Here is a 23284-nt window from a genome sequence, read left to right on the forward strand (position 1 = left end):
GGCTACGCCACTACACCTACGTAGTCGAGAATTTTTTGAACCTGTTGTTCAATTGAGGTTTGTGTAGTGTCAATTTCAATAGCGTCGTCGGCCTTCTTGAGGGGGGCCGTTGCTCGGGAGGAATCCAGACGGTCACGTTCGACCAGGTTCTGAAGTACGGCCTCCAGAGTCACCTGTTCACCGCGTTCGAGAAGTTCCTTATAGCGGCGTTCCGCACGGACCTTTACATCGGTGACCAGGAAAAACTTGTACTTGGCATTGGGGAAAACCACGGTTCCAATATCACGACCATCCAGGATGCAACTGGAGGTGGCGCCGATTTCACGCTGCTTTTCAGTCATGGCACGGCGGACGGACGGCAGGGCGCAGTAGATGCTCACATTGCTGGAGACACGCATACCACGAATATCGGATTCGTAGGAAACACCGTCAATGAGGATATGGTTTTCAGAATCAAAGCTAAGCTTGAGGTTCTTGAGCAATTCGTCCATGGCAGGACCTTCTTCGGCCGGGATACCCTTTTCAAGAGCGGCAAAAGTCACTGCACGGTACATGGAACCGGTATCCAGGTAGGTAATATTAAGCTTCTTGGCAATAATCTTTGCCGTTGTGCTCTTACCGGTACCGCTACCGCCATCCAGGGCGATCACAAAGTTTTCAGAATTACTCATAAGTGGGGCGAAATTTAGAAACATTCTTTCAATCGGTCACCACATTTCGTAGGAATAGATGGTGGCAACATGGTTTTCCAGGTCCCAGATAATCATTTCCGAGCCATCCTTATAGATGGTAAGCCCGCTACCAGCGTCATAAAAGTCAAAATAGCCGCCATGGCGATCCCAATCTTCATCGTAGGTCCCGTTCTCGAAATAGTACCCGTGGCCATCCAGATTTAGAGTCGCGTCACCAAACCCGTCAATACGAATGTGAACGACGTAAGCAGGACTTAGAGGTTCCACACGGCTGCAATCATGGAACCAGTCTCCGTCAACCAGGCATTCCTGTTCATAATAGTAGCGGAACGTCCGACTAAAGTGAGCGTCACTTAGAATGGGATCTCCCCCTAGATCGCCGCAACCACAGAACAAGAGGCAAGTGGCAGCCACGAAAAAAAACGGCACTTGAAAAAGCACCGTTCTTAACAGACTTGATGTAGGTTTCTTAATCGTCTTCGCCACCCACAGCACCGCCGTCAAAAGCTTCCTGAGCTTCGCGAACAGCTTCGTCGGTTTCGGAAAGTTCTTCCGGAGCCATGAGGTCACGAGTGCTGCCGTACTTACGCTTTTCTTCATCGGTCAGCTTGTTGGAGAATACGATTTCTTCCTGTTCCTGATTTGCAGCAGCTTCTTCTTCCTGCATAATCTTCTGACCCTGTTCCAGACGGCGCTTGATGCGTTCGTCTTCCATCTGCTTTAGGTTGGTACCAACCTTAGCCTGGTCAGCGGACATCTTGTTACGTTCGTTAGCTTCGTCCATAGCGGCCTTGATACCGACCAGACGACCACGGCCATCTACTTCCAGGCCCTGCTTACGAAGAACGGAAAGAGGCAGGCGGCGAGCTGCCAACATATATTCTTCCTTAAATTCGTAACCATCGGAAGTGCCGATTTCGTCAGCTTCATCCGGGGTGACGTATTCCAGAGCTTCCTGCCAGCGAGCGCCCTGCACGCAAGAGGTAAAGGCAACGAGAGCGTTGTCCAGAGCTTCAGGATCGTCAGACTTGGTTCCACCACATCCAATCAGAACCAAGGACATTAAAGAAAGATACACCAACAGTTTTTTCATAGGATTAACCTCCGAAAAATGAATCCCACGTAAAATATAACCATATTTTAGCATTTTTCCACATTATTGTACAATTTTTTACCTAACTTGTTGTTGTTCAATACAATCTACAGCGCAAAACATGACCGAAAACGCAGACATTTACCGAATCAAGAAAGACAACCGCGAAATTATTCTCGTGGGTACGGCCCACATCTCGCAGGCATCCAAGGAACTGGTTCGGCAGACCATCGAAACTGAAGCACCGGATACCGTCTGTGTTGAACTTGACGAAGGCCGTCTCGCTTCCATCAAGGACCCGGACCGCTGGAAAAAGACCGATTTACGCCAAATTATCAAGAACAAGCAGTTGGGGACCCTCATCGCCAACTTGGTACTGGGTTCCTACCAGAAGCGTATGGGCGACCAAACCGGGGTAAAGCCCGGAGCGGAACTGAAGGAAGCCGTAGACGTAGCCGAGGCCGCCGGTCACGAACTGGTCTTGGCAGACCGCGACATCAAGATCACCCTGAAACGCACCTGGGCATGCACCCCCTGGTACCGCAAGATGTCCCTCCTGGGAGGACTTTTCGGAAGCATTTTTGACAAGACCGAAGTCAGCGAAGAAGAGCTGGCCAAGATCAAGGAACAGGATGCGCTGAACTCCATGATGCAGGAGTTCGGCAAGACCTTCCCCGAAGTAAAGCAGGTTCTCATCGACGAGCGCGACCAGTTCCTGGCAAGCAAGATCAAGAACGCCCCTGGTGACAAGATCGTAGCCGTGGTCGGCGCAGGCCACATGCGCGGCATCGCAAGCATTATTGAAGAAGACAAGGAACTTCCGTCCGAGGAATCCATCTGTCTCATCCCCAAGGGAGCCCCCATCTGGAAGATTATAGGCTGGGCCATTCCCATCGCCATTATCGCAAGCATTATTGCCGTTGGCGTACACGCCGGTGCCGAAAAGGCTGGCGCACTTTCCCTCCAGTGGGCAATGCTCACCGGCGGCGGAGCCATGCTGGGAACGATTATCGCAGGCGGCCACCCATTGACAATTCTTGTAGCGCTGGTCGCAGCACCCTTTACGGGTCTTACGCCGCTTATTGGCGTCGGTTTCTTTACAGCCCTCACCCAGGTTTACATGCGGCCGCCCCGCGTTTCCGAAATGGAAACGCTCTCCGATGATATCTGGCAGGTGAAGCGTTGGTGGAAGAACCGTGTCACCCGAGTGATTCTCTGCTTCCTGTGCCCAGGCATTCCCGCCATCGTCGGAAAGATTCTCGCTATATTCAACATTTACCAGGCCCTTTAATCAGGAGTCCTCATGAAGCTGAACATCAAGGATTTCAAGATTGATCCCGACCAGGAAACCTTCGTTGAATTGAACTGCTTCGAAGTGAACCAGACCACGACGCTGACCTGCAACAACGACTTCATTTCCTGTCGAATGAATTCCTTTGGAAGCAAGGTCCTGCAGACAGTCCCCCTGAAATCCATTACCGGAATTTTCCTGCAGTTCCAACGCGACACCAAGTTCCTGGCAGCTTTCTGTTGCTTCATAGCAACAGCCATCGCACTTCTGGTCATTGGAATTTGCGTGGGTTCCAGCAGTGCCGGTCTATTCATCATGGCAAGCGTGAGCCTGGTCCTCAGCCTGACCTGTCTTCTGATTTTCTTCCTGAGCAAGACTATCCTTCTAGGTGTGCAGAACGGATCTAGCGATTTCGCTATTAAGATTTTCTGTAAGCCTACTGCAGAAAACGGACAGAAGAAATTCGAGGAAGCCATAGAGCTCATCCAAAACAAGATGTTCATGACCAAATAAACGGTCCGCCAAAGTAAAACAAAACTTTTGAGAACAAGCAAAACTACTCTTTTAGGGGTAGTTTTCTTTATTTTTACAAATTTTTATAAAAATTCTCGTATTTACCTATTGACTCAGTTCATTTTTTAGCATATATTTTGAGAAAGTTTTTGAGAACATCAAAACTAAAAGGGATGTGAGTATGAAAAATTTGACTAAAATCGCAGCAGGCGTGGTTCTGGGAACCCTCTTCGCAACTTCAGCCATGGCCTATGGCCCCGCACTTCCGCTAAGCGGTTGGGCAACACAGAACGGCGGCACCACTGGTGGAGCCAACTACGGCACTGTCACCGTGGACAATGTGAACGACCTGAAGTCTTACGCCAAGGCCGGCAACAAGACCATCTACATCAAGCCGGGTACTTACGCAGGAACCATCGAAGTGGGCAGCAACGTCACCCTCTACGGCTATCCGGGCGTCGTCATTACCCAGCCTTCCAAGGGCAGCGGCATCAAGATTTCCGGTTCCAAGAACGTCATCATCCGTAACGTTTCCGTACAGGGTGTAGGCGCCGTGGACGAAGATGACGAAGACTGCCTCCAGATCAACCACGAATCCAAGAACGTGTGGATCGACCACGTCCATGTCTACGACGGTCACGACGGAAACATGGATATCGTGAACCAGTCCGACTACATTACCGTTTCCTGGAGCAAGTTCACCTACACTTCCAAGTCTAAGAACCATCAGTTTTCCAACCTCTTCGGCAATAGCGACTCCAAGACTGCAGACGCAAACGCCCTGAAGATTACAGCACATCATAACTGGTGGGGCGACGGTGTGAAGGAACGCATGCCCCGAGTTCGTTTCGGTCAGGTTCATGTGGTGAACAACCTCTATACCAGCAGCGCCGCCAGCTATTGCGTCCGCGCCGGCATGAAGGCAAACATCCGCGTGGAAAACAATGTGTTCATCGGCGTCAAGAATCCCCTGGATTACAACAATCAGTCCAAGGAAGATGCCAAGGTATCCATGATTGGAAACTACTACGAAAAGACTTCCGGAAACACCACGGGCCAGGGCACCGCTTTTACCCCGGCTTACAAGATGAGCATTACCGACGTCAGTACCCAGGCAAAGGCCTACGCTCTCCGCGATTCCATCCAGGCATACGCAGGCCCCACCCTCCCCGCTCCGGGTTCTAGTGAAGTCACCCCCATGTCCTCTAGCGCAACGCCTAAGAGTTCCTCCTCCGTTGTCGTTCCCGTCGCAAGTTCCAGCTCTGTAAAGTCCTCCAGCTCCAGCGCAAAGTCTTCCAGTTCCACCGCTCCCGTTACTGGCGAAGCTACCCTCACCAAGCACGGCGTGGGCAGTTCCACACAGACCGTTGCTGCAGGCGCTGCCATTGACGAATTCTACTTCACTATCGCAGGTGCTACTGGCGCAACCGTCAAAGGCCTCCCCGAAGGTGTAAGCGGCACCTTGAAGGGTTCCGACTTCTACATCTCCGGAACTGTTTCTGCAAACGCTCCCGCAGGCGATTACAAGTGGACCATCACCACAACCGGCGGAAACAATACCGCAACAAAGAGCGGGACCTTTACTGTTACGAACGATTCTGCACCTGCAGCATCCTCCAGCAGCGTCACTCCCGAAAGCAGTTCCGCAAGCGTTCCTGCCAGCTCCAGCGATGTACAGCCAGCATCCAGCAGCACTCCGGAAAACGAGCCCGTAATCGAATCCAGCAGTTCTGCAGAAGAACCTTCTGTTGAATCCAGTTCTTCCGTAGAAGAAGACCAGGCAATTCGCCAGGTTGCAGCCATCAACTTCAAAGTTTCCATCACCGGCCTCACCCTGGTCGTGCATGGGGCTGCCGGCAGCACCCTCCACATTATGGACATGCAGGGCCGCCACATTTTCGGACGCTACATCCAGACAAACAACTTTGATGTAACCCTCCCCCATGCAGGCTCCTACCTAGTCCGTGTGGGCAAAACAACCAAGAGAATTTCTCTCAAGTAAGAAAATTCCAACAACCAAAATCAAAATTCGGCTCCACCCCTAATAAGGTGGAGTCTTTTTTTATATTGTCACCAGCCATGTCCAAGGTCATTCTGTTCAACAAGCCTTTTGGCGTATTAAGCCAGTTTACGCCGGAGTCGGGCCACCCCGCTCTGGACACCTTCGGCTTTCCGCCGGGAGTGTACGCCGCAGGCCGCCTGGATCATGACAGCGAAGGGGCTCTCCTGTTGACCGACAATGGGAAGCTCATCAAGAAATTGCTGGATCCAAAATTCGAACACCCCCGAACATACCTCGCCCAGGTCGATGGACAAATTACGGAAGAAGCCGTGGGCAAGCTCTGCAAAGGCGTAGACATCAAGGGGTATCACACCAAGCCCTGCCGCGCGCGAATCGTGCCCGCCCCCGATTGGATTTGGGACCGCAATCCGCCGGTTCGCTTCCGCGCAAACATTCCCACCAGTTGGGTGGAGCTCACCCTCATCGAAGGCAAGAACCGCCAGGTCCGCCATATGACAGCCGCCGTGGGATTCCCCACCCTTCGCCTGGTCCGCGTAAAAATCGGCAACATCCCCCTGGGTGATTTGCTGCCAGGTGAATGGCGGGTTGTAACGGAGAAAGTGATTTAATCCATTTGCGGAGAATGTTACAAATATCCACCGCATTTTTGCGGCGAATATTTTATATATTTACCGCATGCGAGTGTGTCCGAAATATATCTATCAGTACAAAAGTTGGCCAAACTTCACCTGGGATAATTCAAAAATACAGGTTTTACTTGGGAATGTAAGGCACCTGCAAGGGAAGATTTTCGGACAGCTTAGCGCCCTCGGATTTTCACTTCAAGACGAAGCTTTACTCAAAAGCCTGACCGAAGACGTGGTTCGCTCCTCAGAAATTGAAGGGATCGCCCTAAACTATGAGCAGGTTCGTTCGTCCATTGCAAGGCAACTAGGTCTAGAATTCGCAGGCATGGTCAATTCAGACAGAAGCATCGACGGCATCGTCGCCATGCTCCTTGACGCAACACAAAACTTCAAGAAAGCGCTTACCGCCAAAAGATTATTCGGATGGCACGCTTCCCTCTTCCCCACTGGTTTCAGCGGCATCTACAAGATTGACGTAGGCAAGTACCGCAAACACGAGATGCAGGTGGTTTCCGGAGGCATCGGCAGAGAACGAGTCCATTACGAAGCCCCTATGCCAAGCGTCATCAAAGCCGAGATGGACGTATTTCTAAAATGGCTAAACGCAAACAACATGGATTTGACTTTGAAGTCAGGCATAGCTCATTTTTGGTTTGTAGTCATCCACCCTTTTGACGATGGTAACGGACGCATTGCACGAGCCCTGTCAGACTATCTGCTAGCACAATCCGATAACTCCGAAAAACGCTTTTACAGCCTGTCGGCGCAAATTCTCACCGAGAAAAAAGAATACTATCGAGTTCTTGAGCTAACTCAGCAAAACGATGCGGACATCACCGAATGGCTTGTCTGGTATTTGAATTGTCTGAAGCACGCCCTGGAAAATAGCGAGAATAGCATCGCCAAAATACTTAATAAAACCCACTTCTGGGACCGCATCAAAGACGTGCCTATCAACGAACGCCAGCGCCTAATGATTAACAAACTGTTAGAAGGTTTTGATGGAAAATTAAAATCATCCAAGTGGGCAAAAATCACAAAATGCTCCGAGGACACTGCCCTCCGCGACATCAAGGATCTTGTCTCAAAAAGTATCCTGAAGCAGGAAGACGCTGGCGGCAGAAGCACCAGCTATATGCTGGTAGAATAAGGCCCCTTCCGGGAAACGCCAGAAATGACCTTGTCGCTAATGAAAACGATTCTGTCTATGCAAAAAAGCCCCGCCGGTGCAAACACGAACCGACGGGGTTAATTTTACTGGATCCTTCGCGACTTCGTCGCTCAGGATGACGCTGTATTAATCAATTACAGCAAGCCCAACGACTACTAAAGGAGACCCTTAAAGAAGTCGTTGCCCAACAAAGACTCCACACTTGATTATCGCAAATAGGAACATGTGTCATCAAGTGTTCCGCGCTTCAACGACTCGTTAATACGAGTCGCTTACGCTTGGCGACGGGCACTTTGTTCTTTAAAGGAGACCCTTAAAGAAGTCGTTGCCCTTGTCATCAACGAGGATGAAGGCGGGGAAGTTCTTGATGGTGATCTTGCGGATTGCTTCCATGCCCAGTTCCGGGAAGGCCACGATGTCGTTGGACAGGATGTTCTGTTCAGCAAGGATTGCAGCCGGACCGCCGATGGAGCCCAGGTAGAAGCCGCCAAACTTCTGGCAAGCGTCGGTAACATCCTGAGAGCGGTTGCCCTTAGCCACCATGATCATGGAGTGGCCCTTGCTCTGGAAGCGCATTACATACGGGTCCATACGGCCAGCAGTTGTCGGGCCGAAGGAACCAGTGGGCATGCCTTCCGGAGTCTTAGCCGGACCGGCGTAGTAGATCGGATGGTTGGAGACAACTTCCAGCACCTTCTTTTCGATGTCGGAGAGTTCCTGGCCAGCTTCCTGCTTGTCGAGGATTTCAGCAATCTTTGCGTGAGCCATGTCGCGAGCCACAATCATGGTGCCCTTCAGGTTCAGGCGAGTTGCAACCGGATACTTGGTCAGGTCTGCGCAGACATCCTTCATGGGGCGGTCCAGATCAATTTCCACAGGATCAGCAATCTTCACAGCTTCGCCCTTGGGCAGGTACTGTTCCGGATTGTGTTCCATCTTTTCGAGCCAGAGACCGTTTTCGTCGATCTTAGCCTTGATGTTACGGTCAGCAGAGCAGCTAACACCGATGGAAACCGGGCAGCTAGCAGCGTGGCGGGGGCAGCGGATCACGCGAACGTCGTGAACCAGGTACTTGCCGCCGAACTGAGCGCCGATGCCAGTCTTCTGGCAGATGTGGAGAACCTTTTCTTCCATTTCCACGTCGCGGAACATACGGCCGCCTTCGGAACCTGTGGTCGGAAGGTCATCGTAGTAACCGCAGCTAGCCAGCTTAACGGTATGGGTGTTCATTTCAGCAGAAGTACCGCCGATGACGATAGCCAGGTGGTACGGCGGGCAAGCTGCAGTACCGAGAGTCTTCACCTTTTCGGAGATGAACTTTTCCAGGTTCTTCGGGGTGAGGAGGGCCTTGGTCATGGGCCAGTAGTAAGTCTTGTTGGCAGAGCCACCGCCCTTGGCAACGAAGAGGAACTTCATGTCGGCACCTTCTTCGGCGTGGATGTCGATCTGTGCCGGCAGGTTGCAGGCGGTGTTCTTTTCTTCGTACATGGTCAGAGGAGCGATCTGGCTGTAGCGGAGGTTCTTGGTAGTATAGGCGTTGAAGATACCTTCGGAAATTGCTTCGAAGTCATCGCAGCCGGTCCAGACTTGCTGGCCCTTGTGGGCAACGCAGATAGCGGTACCGGTGTCCTGGCAGAACGGGAGCACGCCCTTTGCAGCGACGCAAGCGTTCTTCAAAAGGGTGAGGGCGACAAACTTGTCGTTGTCGGAAGCTTCGGGATCCTGGAGGATCTTAGCCACCTTGGCGGTGTGAGCCGGGCGAAGGCGGAAGCTGACTTCTTCGAAAGCAGCCTGAGCGATCTTGGTGAGGGCTTCCTTAGAAACCTTCAGGATCTTCTTGCCTTCGAATTCGGTTACGGAAACGCCTTCCTTGCCGAGATTTACGTATTCAGTGGTGTCACCCGTGTGCTGGACGGTTGCTTCGTACTTGAATTCCATATGAGCCTCTTGAAATCGGCAATTATAAATTACGAGTTATGAATTACAAGATCTAACCAGGCGGCATAGCCGCGATTATTCTTCTCATAATTCATACTTTATAATTCGTAATTACCCGTAGGGTTAAAGTTACATGGGCAAAATTACATAATATTAGCTTAAAGCGGAAAGAAATATCTTAAACCTTTAACATATTCGCTCTTTCCATCTTAGACCGGCATTTCAGGATAAACCACACATTTTGGGCGACAAATGCTCATTTTTAGGGGATGAACAGGCTGTTATCGCATTTTCGCCACACTTTTCACCCTTTTTTTTCACTTTTTTCTTATTTTTTGTTTCTGTTTTGTCAAAGAGAATTTATTTTTTGGCAGGAAAAATTTTAAATCAAAGAGGAATACTATGAATATAAAGAACCTGATGCTGGCTACCATGCTCGCCTCCGCAGTTGTTTTCGCAGCACCGGCCGCCAAGAAGGGCGCCGCTCCTGCTAAGAAGAAGCCTGCTGCCGCTGCTCCTGCTCCGGCTCCTGCCGAAGCTCCGAAGGCTGAAGTTGCCGCACCGGCTCCTGCTACTGAAGCAGCTGCTCCGGCCCCTGCCGCTGAAGCTGCTGCCGCTCCGGCTCCTGCCGCTGAAGCTGCCGCTGCTCCGGCTCCTGCCGCTGAAGCTGCCGCCGCTCCGGCTCCTGCCACTGAAGCTGCCGCCGCTCCGGCTCCTGCCGCTGAAGCTGCTGCCGCTCCGGCTCCTGCTGCTGAAGCTGCTGCCGCTCCGGCTCCTGCTGCTGAAGCCGCTCCGGCTCCGGCTGAACAGGCTGCTGCTCCTGCAGACTCTGCTGCAGCTCCTGCCGCTGAACAGGCTGCCGCTCCTGCTGATTCTGCCGCAGCTCCCGTTGCTGAACAGGCTGCCGCCGAAACCGCTGCAGTAGACACAGCAAAGACCGAAGTTCTCGAAGCAAAGGCTGAAGAAGCTCCTGTTGATTCTGCCGCCCTCGCTAAGTCTGAAGAAGAAAAGAAGGCTGCTGAAGCTGAAGCAAAGGCCAAGGCAGAAGAAGAAGCTAAGGTTGCTAGCGAAGCTAACGGCGCTGCCAAGACCTCCGTCATGGAAAACCCCTGGGAATTCCTGATTGTGTCCGTGGCATTCGTTGCCTCCGTTCTCGCCATCATCTTCACAGGCAAGGATTAATGACCGCTCGTGTAAACCGCCTGGCTATGAACCTCCGGTCACACTCGCTCTCTTAAAAAAAGCTCCGCTAATGCGGAGCTTTTTTATTCACTGGATGGCATCTCAGGGAATCCATATGGCAAAGCCCCGCGGGTACACCTTGAAAATTTTTGAAAATAAGAACAGAGTTTGTTACTTTTTTCTTACTTCGAGAGAATAGTCTTCGACTCCCGTAGGATTTTTAAAGGCTGTTGTCAGTTTGAGAACATTTATAGAACGTTTTATGGTTTACCCGAGAAACTTTTTCCACGGATAAATCTATTTTAGCTTGGAACGTGTTTGGATGTTAGGTTGAGTGCATCGTGTACTCATCTATTTTGTTGCGTATAAAAAGGAGGCCCTGTGCCGTTGAAGAAGAATCTTGCAGCCGTTTTGATGGCAGCCACGACAATTGTGGCAGCCGCTACTCAAGAGCAGCCCACTCCTTATGATCTGATAAGACCTGTCTGGCCTTTGACTTGGGACGAATCCGTCTTTGACCGTTATGATACTACGGTAACCACAAAGCATAACATGGTGCCCAAGAAGCGTACCCCGGCATCTTTCTTGCCAAACACCTTCATTCCGGACACACTGAACCAGGCCTATCTTGATGCCATGAACGTCAAGATGTCTCCCATCCGTGTAAACCAGGCTGGTTACATGGAAAGCGACATGGAACGCCAGTTCTATTATGTGGGATCCGCCACCACGTTCGAAATCGTGGACATTGACGGTAATTCTCTTTCACCAAAAGTTACTGGCAACTTTAAGTCATCTGGTCAGAGCATTTCTTCCGACTGGACCATTATTGCGGGTACCAACGCAGCAACCAACGACCAGAAGCGCTACCAGGTCGACATCACCGGTCAATCGGGCATGGTCCAAATAGGCAACATCCCGACAGCAGGACTTGCTACCGACACCCGTTACCGCATCAAAGTAGGAAACGATATTTCCAGCACCTTTATTATTAGTAACCGCGTTTATTCCATGGTCCGCTCCGCTGCGCTGAGATTCTACGGAATCAACCGTAGTGGTAACGGAGAATCCTGGTTCCATGGTCCCAGCCACACCTTGGACGGAGGCGGTCCCGTTGTAACCGGTGCGGATGATGTCCGCGGTCCCTTCAACCAGTCTCTGGCAGGAACTCTGGAAGGCGGTTATTACGACTGCGGTGACCACCTGAAGGAATCCCAAACCCAGATGTACGCTTTCATGGTGGCAGCCGTCATGGCAGCCGCCAATCCCGACGCTGACGAAGACGTTTATGCCTACAACCAGGGAGAAACCGTTAATACCGACGGTATTCCCGATATGCTCCGCGAAGCCAAACACGGTGCGGATTTCGTTCTCCGTGCCTACAATCGAGCCAAGGGTGTCATTGACGACATGGCCCTTTCTGTAGGTAACTTTGGTTCCGACCACGGCTGGTGGGGCCGTCCTGAAAACCAAGACAAGCTTCCTATTGATAATTCTGCAGCGGCAACGGACCGTGGCGGCCCGTCGTCCAGAACCGTCCGTCTTGGAGAAATCGGCGCAAACATCGGTGGTGAAACCGCCGCAGGTCTTGCAATTCTCTCCAAGAACTACCGCGAATTCGACGCTGCATTTGCCGATTCCTGCTTGATGGTCGCCGAAAAGATGTACGACTTTGCCAAGGCTCTTGCAACAGGCAAGTCCACCTATGACGGTGGTAAACCCTTTGTAAACAACAAGGAAGCCGCCGGTTGGAGCTCTCCCGCCTATAACGGCAACAACGAATACTTCGACGACATGGCACTTGCTTCTGTAGCCCTCTGGTATGCTACCGGCAAGAAGGAATACGCAGACGACGCCATCCGTTCCCGCACCCTTGGAACCACCGTTCCCCAGTCCTTTATGGAGAACTGCGTAGGCTGCTTTGAAGGAGGCTGGTTCGTAACCGACAATAAGGGCTTCTTGAAGAACCACAAGAATACCAGCTGGGCAAACGCCTATGCTTATGCAACCTATGCACTCTATAAGTTGATTCTCGCAGACAAGAACAAGGCTCTGACCGAATACGGACTCACCGAAAAGGAATGGCAGGATGCTATTGAAGACTGTGTCATGAGCATGATCCACAATCTGAACGACGTCAGCGCCGGTACAGCGACAATTACCCTCCCCAGCAAGGATCCTGCAAACTACATGGTCCAGAGTATTGGCTGGAAGGGCAACTCCGTGAGCTATGACCCGCTGTGGTACTCCATGCAGACGGACCAGACCTGGATTTACAACCGTTACCAGGCAGGTAACATCTTTGAAGTTCTCGCTTATGCAGACGTAGCAAAAGACATCCAGGAGAAAGGCATAGTCCTTCCGAATCTGGGTTCTCCCGACTGGAAGGCAGACGAAATGCACCAGTTGGGTATCAACCAGCTGAATTACCTCCTCGGTGTGAACCCCTGGGATGTATCCTACATTTTGGGCATTGGCGATAAGAACGATAACCATCCCCACCATCGTGCAGCCAACCCGGAAGGAAAGAATCAGCCCGGCGCAAACTACAAGTACAATCCTCCAGTAGGCGCTCTCTACGGTGGTGTCACTCCGGGTCTTACCAACTCCATGGTTCCCGACAACAAGAGCTGGGAAGACTACCACAAGTCAGAAACCTGTATCGACGCAGCAGCAACTTTGGTTAGCTCCGGCGCTCTTGCCGCAGCCAAGTTTGACCGAACCGAAGCCCCCAAGGTGAACGTGGAAATCCGCCATGTAAGCATGGACTCCGCCATTGTCATGGTAAAGCTTTCCAACCGCGGAACAGCAACGATTGTCTATGGTACAGCTGAAGGCTCCTACACCATGACAGCTTCCGATGACGAAAAGGGAATGCAGCACGAAATCATTCTGCGAGGTCTCGATAACGGAACCACCTATTACTTCTACGCCATTGGCGTTAATGCATACGTAGAAACCAACTACACAGAAAAGTTCATGGTGGATAGCACTAAGGCTCCTTACACCTTTACCACGCTGAACACTGTTGAAGCAGCAGAAATCAACAATGTAACTGTCTGTAACCTTCAGGGTGACAGTGCCGAAATTATGTGGTACACTCCCAACGGCGAATACGAATCCAAGATTTACTGGGATACCGTAGCTCATGCCACCCCAAGTGAATTCGCTTTCAATTCTGGAAACCGCAATGCAGATGTTTCTGGATTGCCCACCAAGTTCCATTATGTAAAGATTGGCGGCCTTAAGGAAAAAACTACCTACTACTACATGGTAGAAAGTAACGGTGTTTCCACCAACGTAAACGACAAGGGCGAACTGCTGAAGTTCACCACCCCCGTGGGCTGGTACGACTTTAGCGTCCGTACCTACCAGTACGTATTTGGTGGAATGGACTTCCTGGATGCAAATGTCTATAACAACGAAGCCCGTCCCTTTGACAGCTTGACCTTGCGTCTGTACTTTACTGCTAAACCAGAGCAGGTCGAAAAGTGTGCCACATTGATTGACTCCGACATCTGCCAAGCTTACGACGAAGCAGGCTTCAATAAGCCCTGCGAAAATGACCGTGAACTTCGCGACCTGCTGAGAGCCGCCCTGCCGGTCCGTTTGGACGACACCTACAATCCCAAGGACGGAACGTACTCCTACTACTTCCCGGCCCCCCTCGGTTCAACAACCATCAAGTCCCAGTCCCGTATGCGTGTTGACTTCGGATTCTCTTCAGGTATGTCCAACGATGGTTACAAGACTTGCGAGACCCAGCGTCAGCCGGGTAAGAAACGCTTTACCAAGGAATCTGGCGACTGGTCCTGGTCACCCCATGAATTCCTGGTTGACGGAGCAGACTACGACGGTATGCCCATCGAAGACAAGGACTACGGTGATATCGACAATGAAATTGCAATTAACCAGTTCATTACCGTTTACCGCAAGGACGAATTCATTTGGGGATATAGCCCCTCCAAGCAGGAAATGGGCACCAAGCGCGCCCACTACGAAATGAGCGTGGAATTCGACGCACCGTTTAATGTTTCCGAAGGAAGTTACGTCGAGCTGGACCAGACCAGCAGTACCGTATACGTAAAGGGCCATGCCTCTATTACGGAACAGGGTTACATCACCAAGATTTGGGCTAACGGCGTTCAGCTAAAGACCACCACCCAGCGCATTGGTGACGAAATTCTCATGTACAACACAGAAGGCGTTATTGTCGCCCACTACAATGTAGAACGCGGTGACGGTCCCATTGACTCTACCGGCCTCTGGACTTTGAATATTCCTGTGAAGATGGCTATTGGCAGCAACAAGGTGGACATCACCCTGTTTGCCGGTCCGGATCCGGAATGCGAAGCCTGTTCGGAAAACGGTGGCTGCGCCTTCGTGAACCGTAACTACTATGTACAGTTCTCTCGTGGAAACATGACCGCATCAGCCTTGACCATCAAGGACATGGCAGGTAACCCTGTTGCAAGTCCCGCAGATCCGAACAACACAAGCTTCAACATCTTCCTCGTCGATAGGGACAAGGCTAATTACAGCGGAGCACTCAACGTCCTGGTCATCAACAACAAGAAGAGCGACACTCTGAAAGTTGCCATGGGTGAAGACCCCAATAGTCCGGGTTCCTTCACCAGCAAGTTCACCGTGAATGCAGTATCCGTTGCAAAGAACCAGCGTAAGGGAGACCAGATTTCCTTCTTCGCAGGCGATACCATCCAGGTCATCTACCTGGATCCGGATGACGATGAAGACGTTTCCAAGCAAAGCTTCTACGCTGAAGCCACCTACCCCACTCCGCTGAAGGTCCTGGCACAGGACACCGACTGCGATAACGTGGCAGACCAGTTGCTGGTGCAGTTCTCCAGCGAATTGGACGATAACGTTCAGTTCCAGAGCATACGTTTCTACATTAACGGCATGTCCGATACCATGGACGTTTCCCTCGCCGGAATCAAAACCTCCGGAGAAAGAGACGTGGTGATAAAGATCCCTGCAGGAATTGTCATCCCCGAAACCGCAGCACCCACTGGTGTAGCAGAGCTCTTCCTGAAAGCCGATGGCGAAATCAGCAAGGAGCGTCTGGCCATTAGCGATGGCATTCTTCCCCAGCTGATCAGTGTCACCCTTCTGGAAAATCCGGACCGTCAGTATCCTGAAGATACCTTGATGGTAGGCTTCAACGAGCCGGTCCTGCTGGCTTCTAACACGGTATGGCCCATTGAAGTTCAGGGTGTTACTGGGGCAGTTATCAACGTCGTCGGCAAGGCTACCACCTCTAACAATGGCAAGAGCTGGATGTTTGCTGTTACCGGGAACACCGACGGACAAATTCTGAAGGAAGGTGCCTTTGTTCATATGTTGGCCAATATGGCTACCGACAATGCATTCAACGCTCTTGATCCTGTAAGTGCCTGTTATAATGTGCAGATTGCCGAAACCCCCAGACCTGTGGCCATCACCTTGGCAGAAATGCGAGACCTGCAGGGAGATGGTTATCCGGATGAACTTTACATGAAGTTCGAAAAGCAGCTTCGTGAAAAGGACATGCTGGACAGTTTCGTGGTCGTATGGGGCCTGAACGCAACAACAGTAAGCTTTAAGCCCAGCTCCTGGACTCACACCGTTGAAGAACAGACCCGTGACGAAGAAATCATCGACAAGGATTCCTCCAGCGCAACCTACGGCCAGGTCATCGGAACTCAACCTGTTACAGAAACCGTTTCCGTCATTTTAATCCAGATGGATGCCACCAACGGATTCCCCAAGGGAGCTACCAGTGGACCTAACGATGGTATCGGCGGCCGAGTGACTCCGCGTCTGGGACCGGAAGGTGGATTCTTCGACACCCACTATTCTATCGTCGACAAGTGTCCGCCCATTATTCTGAGCGCCATCAAGGAAAATCGCGGCGACAACGCATACCTTTCTGTAAAAATGTCCGAACCGCTGAATTCAAGCAAGGATATGCTCACCAGCTATATCGAACGTAAGCGTACCGGCAATGTCCCTGCCAACGCCTTCCTGAATCCTTTAGGCGTTATTGACGCCGATAGTAGGTACACGTTCTCCTATAAGGATGACGCCGATGACGCAATCCGTGTCGGTGACCAGATCAGGCTCGTTTATGCAGGCCAGGACCCAGCACCTCGTTTCAGCGACAAGACTGGTAACTTTGCAACGGATCAGAACCCCTGGGTCTCTGTATCGGGTAATTCTTCTGAAAAGACCCGCTTTATCGTGACCATGAATCAAAACATTGGAAACGAGGCAGATGTACAACCCTCCATGGTACCGCTCCAGTTCCAGGACTATCCTTTTGTCTTGACCGTCGCCAACAGCGAAGGCAACCGTACGTACCTGGAAAATCACAATGGATCCTGGTCCGTAGGTAACGTAACCTCCGCCATGCCGACTAGTTTCACAAGCCCGGTATTCAACATTACCGTCGTGATTCCGTCGGCAAGCTTGACAGGTAACACAAAGCCGTACTTCTACGATTACGAGATGAACATTGCCGCCGATGTCTATGACAATCTAGGCCAGTTCATCAACAATCAAAAAATCAAGATTAACGCGGCAAGTTTCAACGTCCTCCGTAATTACATCAACGAGAACGGCGAAATCAGGCTGAGCCTGGAATGGGTTGCAAAGGATGGCGAAGCCCCTGTATCCGTTGACGGTAGAAAAATCGGTACCGGTCCCTATATCGCCAAGTTTGATTTCAAGGCAACCTCCTACTGCACCGAAACCGTAGATGGCAAGCTTCGTGACGACGGTCTCAGCTGCACTCAGGGCGTACGCAAGAAGGAAACTGACTCCAAGACAAGGACCTTCGGCTTTAAGAGATCCAAGAGACGTTAATTTCTAATTCTAAAAATCCCTATGATGAAACTGATTAAGACAGCACTTTTTTTAGGCATGACCATCGTCACTGCAGCAACCGCTGCAGACGATTTTCCAAACATCGACCGCACCGACAAGGTCAGCGAGCGACGCTATTTGGATTCATTGAACGTCTATAATAGGCGTCCTATTCGAGTGAATCAAAGCGGATTTAGGCCACAGGACCACAAGTACGCTTACGTGGCTGATCCCTCCGTCAAGACATTCAAGGTGATTGACGCCAACACAGGCAAGCAAGTGGATGCCGGGAACACAAACCTGACCTTGCTGGATGCAAACGCCCCAAAGCCAAACATCTGGGTAAATGGATCATTCAACTCTCTTGACGTTCTTTACGAATTCGGGAAAAATGATTCCCTCACTACAGCAACGGAAGCGCTATACAAGGCAGACTTTACCGGTCTTACCACCATGGGTGAATATTACATCGTAGTTGGTAACGACACCTCCGCCACCTTCTATGTGCATCCCTCCATCTTCAACGCCATTCTTGAAAACTCCTTGAAGTTCTTCGGCATCCAGCGCTGTGGCAATACCAAGTCCCACATGCACGCTGCTTGCCACTTGAAGGATGGTTCTGCCATAGGTCACGACTTGACCGGTGGCTGGCACGACTGTGGTGACCATTTCAAGCCTTCCGAAACCATCGGCTACACAGCCTATGCACTAGCAACCACCTACCTCGTCTATAAGGACAAGGCGGAAGACCGCTATGGCAATTCCTACGCAGATACCACCATTACGGATGGTATTCCTGATATCCTTTACGAAGCAAAGGTCGGCGCAGACTATATCTTTAAGCTTTACAAGGCATCCAAGGCAGATGGTCTCATTGCCAAGAACGATATGTACCACACGGTGGGTAGTGAACTGGACCATCAATTTTGGGACGTTCCCGAAAAGCAGGATGCCCAGGCATACACAAAGGGCGGTCCCGATCGCGATGTGACTGCTGAAGTGGGAACTTACTCTGGCGCATTTGCCGCTGCCCTGGCCTACTTCGCCGCAGGTTGGGAACCTTATGACCCCGTTTATGCAGACTCCCTTCTGGAAGCAGCAAGAGACATCTACACAAACGTCACTTTCCCCCATACCACCGCAGGACAATATGGTTTAACCAAGTCCACAATCCCCAGCGATCTCTATCCCGGTGGTAGTAACCCCTCCAACATGAATGACGATGCTGCAGCAGCCGCATTGGCATTGTGGTACGCCACCAAGGATACCATATATCAGTACGATCTTTACAAGAACACGAAAATTCATGACAATCCGGACAACTACAGATTCAACAACGAACCCAATGATGCAGGTCCGTACTTTAGAGGCGGGTACCTAGGCCAGATTAGCGGTTTCTATCCCGGCGGCTGGATGACCGACTATGAAAATGTTCATGCCTATGTGCTGTTTTCCTTCGTCAAGCTTATTCTCGAAAACAAGGAAGTGGCCCTGAGCTACAATGTAGGCGAACTGGAAAGAGATACTTTGCTCCAGCGCGCCACCAACTCACTGCGTCGTTTGACCGATGACGGGTCCCAAGGTTCCAATAAGATCTATGAAAATCGATTCGGTAGCGTCAAGGCAGTTCCTCCCTACAATCTTGTCTGGACATCCAGCGACTGGGGTTTCAACCGTTATAACATGGGTGCCGCAAACGCAATCTTCATGCTTTCTGAAATCACCACAGGCGCAGAACATGAAGCCTACCTGAACCTGGCTCTAGACAACATCTACTACAACCTGGGCGCAAACCCCTGGGATATTTCCTTCATTATGGGTGCTGGCGACAAGAACCAGAATCACCCCCATAACCGTACTGCAAACCCCGATGGTTATAATGCAGGTGGCATGCCTTACGAATACCGTTGCCCCCGAGGAGCCTTGATGGGAGGTGCAGCCCCCACTAGAACCTTGCTGGAAGACTGGAAAGATTATACCGCCACGGAAACCTGTATTGACTTCTCCGTCCAGCTCTTGATGCCGGCCCAGAGTTTGGCAGCAACACTTCCCATCGATGCCGAAGGACCTCTATTCAGTAACATCGCAGGAACCCCCATTACGGAAACTTCCGCTATCGTTAGCTGGGATGCCAATGAAGTTGCGCTGGTAACCGTATTCTACAACACCACACCTTCTGCATCCGGCGCAAAATCAGTCCAGCAGACCACAGCAAGCAAAGGCGGTGCAGTGACTCTTGAAGGCCTTGTGATGGGAGAAACCTATTACTTCTTCCTGGAAGGCATGGACACCAAACGCAATATTTCTACGGACGACAATCATGGTCAGTGGTATCAGTTTACCATGACCCCTTCCACCACCACCATTAGCGGTGTTACCATCTGCCAGGTGGACAACCGTAGTGCAAAGATTTTCTGGTGGAGTGGCGACCGTATGAACGGCATCGTAAACTACGGTACGTCCATGACCGCTCTTAATGAGGCCCAGGCGGCAGAAGGCGGCGCAGTTCTGTTCCATCAGGCAACGCTCACCAACCTGAAGCCCGGTACCACTTACTACTTCAACGTTTCTTCCGGCGCAACGACCGACGACAACGGTGGTAAGGGTTACTCCTTCACCACGGACGCCTACTCTACCTACGCCAACCTGGACATTTCCATTAAGCCCAGCTCTTACCAGGACAATGCAGTCTGTTCCGACTGGAAGGATTGTAAGCAATTTATCATCAACATTACCAACAACGATACCATTCCCTTTGAAGACTTCGAACTTCGTCTGTACCTGAACAATCCCAACCTTTCAGCATTGTGCAATATCAAACAGAACTTTGGCGGTAGCGGTCTTGCCGGGCCTCCCATCTCCATTGATTTTGGTACGGCTCAGCCCGATGGATTTGGCGGGTACTATTTACCCATCAAGGCCAATGGTGTCCTGGAAGTTTCCGGTCGTCTGGTATTCCAGGTTCTGCTCCATGACTACAACCCCAACAACAAGACAACAAACTTCGGAGAACTTGTAGGTTCCTGGTCTCTGCGAGCCCATACCAGCGAAGACGATCCTGTACAGTTCAATGGTATTGACCTGACTAAGGGTCCCTACTACACGGGATCGGAAACAACCTTCCTGGAAACCGTCAACGGAGTCAAGGAAGTTGCATTCACTCGCGACCCCTACGTTACCGTATACTATCACGGAAGACACATCTACGGTTACGGCCCCGACTATACTCCGGAAAACGGTCCTCAGGTCCACCGCGTTGTCAATCTTGCATTTGAAAGTCCCTTTGTTTCACCGGTTTCCTCCGTGGAAAAAGAAGAATACCAGACTTCCTATATTGCAACATCTGCCGTATCCCCCACCGGTATGCTGGACGACTTCGAAATGAACGGCAACTCCCGTATGGGTAACACCATGTACCTGTCCAGCAACCGCAAGGACTCCCTGTTGTTCAGAATGGATACCACTTTGGGCTATTCCAACAACTACATGGAATTTGTAAGCTGGCATAACCACGCCGCAAACCTCAACGGAAGCTACGATTGCGCCTGCGCTGTTGTTCGCAGCAACGTGGAGATCGACACCATTACCGTACCTCCAGAACAGCGTTACCTTGTCTTTACGGTAGATACGGTCAGGGCCTACATTCTGGGTTCCCCCACAGAGGTCCATGTCAAGCTTTTGGACAGCGCCCACACCCCCATTACCAACGAGCGCATTACCATCATTCTCGGTTCCGAAGCGGGTCTTGCAAAGTTCTACGCCTCTGCGGAAGCAACCATTTCCACCGCGGAAGACTTCAAGGTGGACGTGGTCAATGGCGAAGCAGTCTTTTACGTGAAGGCAGATCAGGTTCTGGAAACCAACCTGACCGTTCTAGGTCCCAACACGTCCAAGGTAGTCTATGCAAGTTCCACGGCACATCTTTCCGTGGCAGATCTTCCCCCATGGCCTCTAATTGAAACAGCAGTGATGGTGGATACGGATTGTGACAACAAACCGGATGCCATGAATATCGTCCTGTTCAACGACTATACAGAAGGACAGACCTTCAAGTCCATCAAGTACGTCTACAACAATGACACCTTGACCGCCACCAACGTTATCAGTAAGGATGGCTTGAACATGGTGATCGCCCTGGACATTCAGGACACGTCCGTCAATACCAATCCCTCCGGCTACGTAGCCCTCGTGACTAACGACAAGGGAACCATCAGGACCGAGTCCACATTCTACAAGGACGGCATCGCACCGACACTGCTTTCCGTATCTGTCCTGGAACGACTGGACACCGCAACAACAGACCATGTCTACTTCCAGTTCAGCGAGCCCATTGCCGATCCGGGAATTGAATGGCCCGTACAGCTATTCGCAGGCGATCAGATTACCGCAGGCGCCACCCCCGTGATCATTGAAGCAAAGGAATACAACCCGGCTCTGAATATTTGGGAATACGAAATCGCCTTTGATGCAGGTGGAGGATCCCTGGTAAAAGAAGGCATGTTCGCCCAGTTACTGAGCACAAGCACAATCCAGGACAAGAACGGTAACGGAATCGCTGCACTTTGCGGCCAGCCCAAGCTACCGATCACCCTGAAGCTAATTCCGATTCCCATGATCTACGCCTTCATCTCCGATAACGATGAAGACGGCCTTGCAGAACATGTGGAAGTTGAATTTGCCCGTCCTATGGACACAAGACATATACCGGATAGCATATCCATTGACTTCGGTCTCTCCGAGGAAGAATCCATCAGGATTCCTGGCACAGACGCAATAATCGCCCCGGACGGAATGACAGCTGTCATTAACTTGAAAACGCCCTTTGCCCTGGGTAACACCAGCGGCAAGCACAGCGGGACAGTCAAGGGTATAGAAATCGAAGGCGCAGGTCTCGTTACCGAGCATCTTGGTTCCGGAGCCTCCTACACCACTTCCAGCACCCTTGCTGAAGACATGGTGGGCCCGGTCATTACTTCCGCGGTCATGAGCAATAACAATTCCAGCAACCTCCAGTTCTTGCTGATTAGCTTGAGTGAACCCTGCAACAACCGGGACGCTTCCCTGGTACTTTACCGTCAAAAGCAGGATGGTCACGATACCACTATCTTCGAATCGGATCTTGCAACAGCGAATACACCGTCTAGAAGTTCTATCATGACTGTTGGCTACGATAAGGAAAGCCCGCTTTCCGTAAACGACGGAGACTACGTTCGTCTGCAGCCCAAGGAAATGAGCGCTATCATCGACATGAAGGGAAATCTCCCCTCCCTCAATAGTCCCTGGGTTCCCATTTCCGGAGTAGGAAAGCCTAGAATCAAGTTCAACGTAAAGATGGCTCAGCACCTGGTAAGCTCTGGCAACACCCAGCTTTCCGCACAGATGGGCGACAAGAATATCCGCTACTACGTAATGAACCCCACCACCAAGAAGCTAGATCTTATTGTAGGCGGCAAGGCTGTTCCCACCGTCCTCGATTCTGCAGCGTTAAGTGGTGCCGTATGGAAAATCGAGTTGAACGTACCTCGCGGAGCACCTTCTTCCGAAGAAGCCGCCTGGGACACCCTGAAGGTTCACTACAATATTCCCATCTACACGAACCTGGGTAGCTACGTAAATCGTCTTGCTGGCACCTTCAAGGTACTTCCCAACCAGCACTTCTCCTCTGCAGGCAAGGTCATATTCTTTGCAGAATGGGCCAATATGCCAGAAACCGGTATCCAGACGGAATCTGGTCGTGCCGCAGGTACAGGCGCTTACGTCTACAAGGCAGAATTTGATTGCAAGTTCATCCCCAACAAGAATAAGGATGCGGCAACAATCAAACGATTCGAAACTACCAATAGTTACGAAAAGACGGAAACCTTCGGTATCAAGAGAATCAAGTAAGAGGG

Annotated in this window: 12 protein-coding genes and 1 pseudogene; 9 read left to right on the top strand and 4 right to left on the bottom strand. The window is 51.2% G+C overall.

Annotated elements, in window-relative coordinates:
• Positions 1–2: 2 nt before the first annotated feature.
• The 3 genes from cmk to BGX12_RS07650 are packed head-to-tail and all read right to left on the bottom strand — an operon-like array spanning position 3 to position 1785.
• Positions 3–671, bottom strand: coding sequence for a (d)CMP kinase (cmk, locus tag BGX12_RS07640; protein ID WP_109735491.1), 669 nt, complete (start codon positions 669–671; stop codon positions 3–5).
• A gap of 36 nt (positions 672–707) precedes the next feature.
• Positions 708–1121 carry a hypothetical protein gene (locus BGX12_RS07645; RefSeq protein ID WP_111361621.1) on the bottom strand — a complete coding sequence of 138 codons (414 nt, stop codon included), beginning with the start codon at positions 1119–1121 and terminating at the stop codon, positions 708–710.
• Between the two features lie 40 nt (positions 1122–1161).
• Positions 1162–1785 carry a hypothetical protein gene (locus tag BGX12_RS07650; RefSeq protein ID WP_109735493.1) on the bottom strand — a complete coding sequence of 208 codons (624 nt, stop codon included), beginning with the start codon at positions 1783–1785 and terminating at the stop codon, positions 1162–1164.
• 121 nt (positions 1786–1906) lie between these two features.
• Here BGX12_RS07650 and BGX12_RS07655 point away from each other — a divergent pair, with 121 nt between their 5' ends.
• The 6 genes and pseudogenes from BGX12_RS07655 to BGX12_RS07675 all read left to right on the top strand — a co-directional run bounded on the left by BGX12_RS07655 (position 1907) and on the right by BGX12_RS07675 (position 7388).
• Positions 1907–3076, top strand: coding sequence for a TraB/GumN family protein (locus BGX12_RS07655; protein WP_109735494.1), 1170 nt, complete (start codon positions 1907–1909; stop codon positions 3074–3076).
• Positions 3077–3088: 12 nt separating this feature from the next.
• Complete coding sequence (locus BGX12_RS07660; protein ID WP_109735495.1) at positions 3089–3589, top strand: hypothetical protein; 501 nt, start codon at positions 3089–3091, stop codon at positions 3587–3589.
• A 181-nt stretch (positions 3590–3770) separates the two neighbouring features.
• Positions 3771–5591 (top strand): polysaccharide lyase family 1 protein, encoded by a 1821-nt coding sequence (locus BGX12_RS07665; RefSeq protein WP_109735496.1) that lies wholly within the window; start codon positions 3771–3773, stop codon positions 5589–5591.
• A 77-nt stretch (positions 5592–5668) separates the two neighbouring features.
• A complete protein-coding gene (locus BGX12_RS07670; protein ID WP_109735497.1) occupies positions 5669–6220 on the top strand; it encodes a pseudouridine synthase in 552 nt (183 codons plus the stop codon).
• Between the two features lie 67 nt (positions 6221–6287).
• Positions 6288–6539, top strand: a pseudogene (locus BGX12_RS16105) (DUF4172 domain-containing protein); the annotation flags it as partial.
• A gap of 24 nt (positions 6540–6563) precedes the next feature.
• Complete coding sequence (locus BGX12_RS07675) at positions 6564–7388, top strand: Fic family protein (RefSeq protein ID WP_233246307.1); 825 nt, start codon at positions 6564–6566, stop codon at positions 7386–7388.
• Between the two features lie 321 nt (positions 7389–7709).
• On the opposite strand, the gene BGX12_RS07680 is transcribed toward BGX12_RS07675, so the two are convergent.
• Entirely contained in the window at positions 7710–9347 is a 1638-nt protein-coding gene (locus tag BGX12_RS07680) for a fumarate hydratase (RefSeq protein ID WP_109735499.1), read from the bottom strand.
• A 402-nt stretch (positions 9348–9749) separates the two neighbouring features.
• Between BGX12_RS07680 and BGX12_RS15640 the strand changes: the two genes are divergently transcribed.
• From BGX12_RS15640 to BGX12_RS07695, 3 genes are all read left to right on the top strand, one after another.
• Positions 9750–10529: a hypothetical protein gene (locus BGX12_RS15640; protein WP_109735500.1), complete on the top strand. Its 780-nt coding sequence runs from the start codon at positions 9750–9752 to the stop codon at positions 10527–10529.
• A gap of 381 nt (positions 10530–10910) precedes the next feature.
• Complete coding sequence (locus BGX12_RS07690) at positions 10911–17393, top strand: glycoside hydrolase family 9 protein (protein WP_109735501.1); 6483 nt, start codon at positions 10911–10913, stop codon at positions 17391–17393.
• Positions 17394–17414: 21 nt separating this feature from the next.
• Complete coding sequence (locus tag BGX12_RS07695) at positions 17415–23279, top strand: glycoside hydrolase family 9 protein (protein WP_109735502.1); 5865 nt, start codon at positions 17415–17417, stop codon at positions 23277–23279.
• Positions 23280–23284: the final 5 nt, after the last annotated feature.

Origin of the sequence: Fibrobacter sp. UWR4 (assembly GCF_003149045.1) — a bacterium.
GTDB lineage: Bacteria > Fibrobacterota > Fibrobacteria > Fibrobacterales > Fibrobacteraceae > Fibrobacter.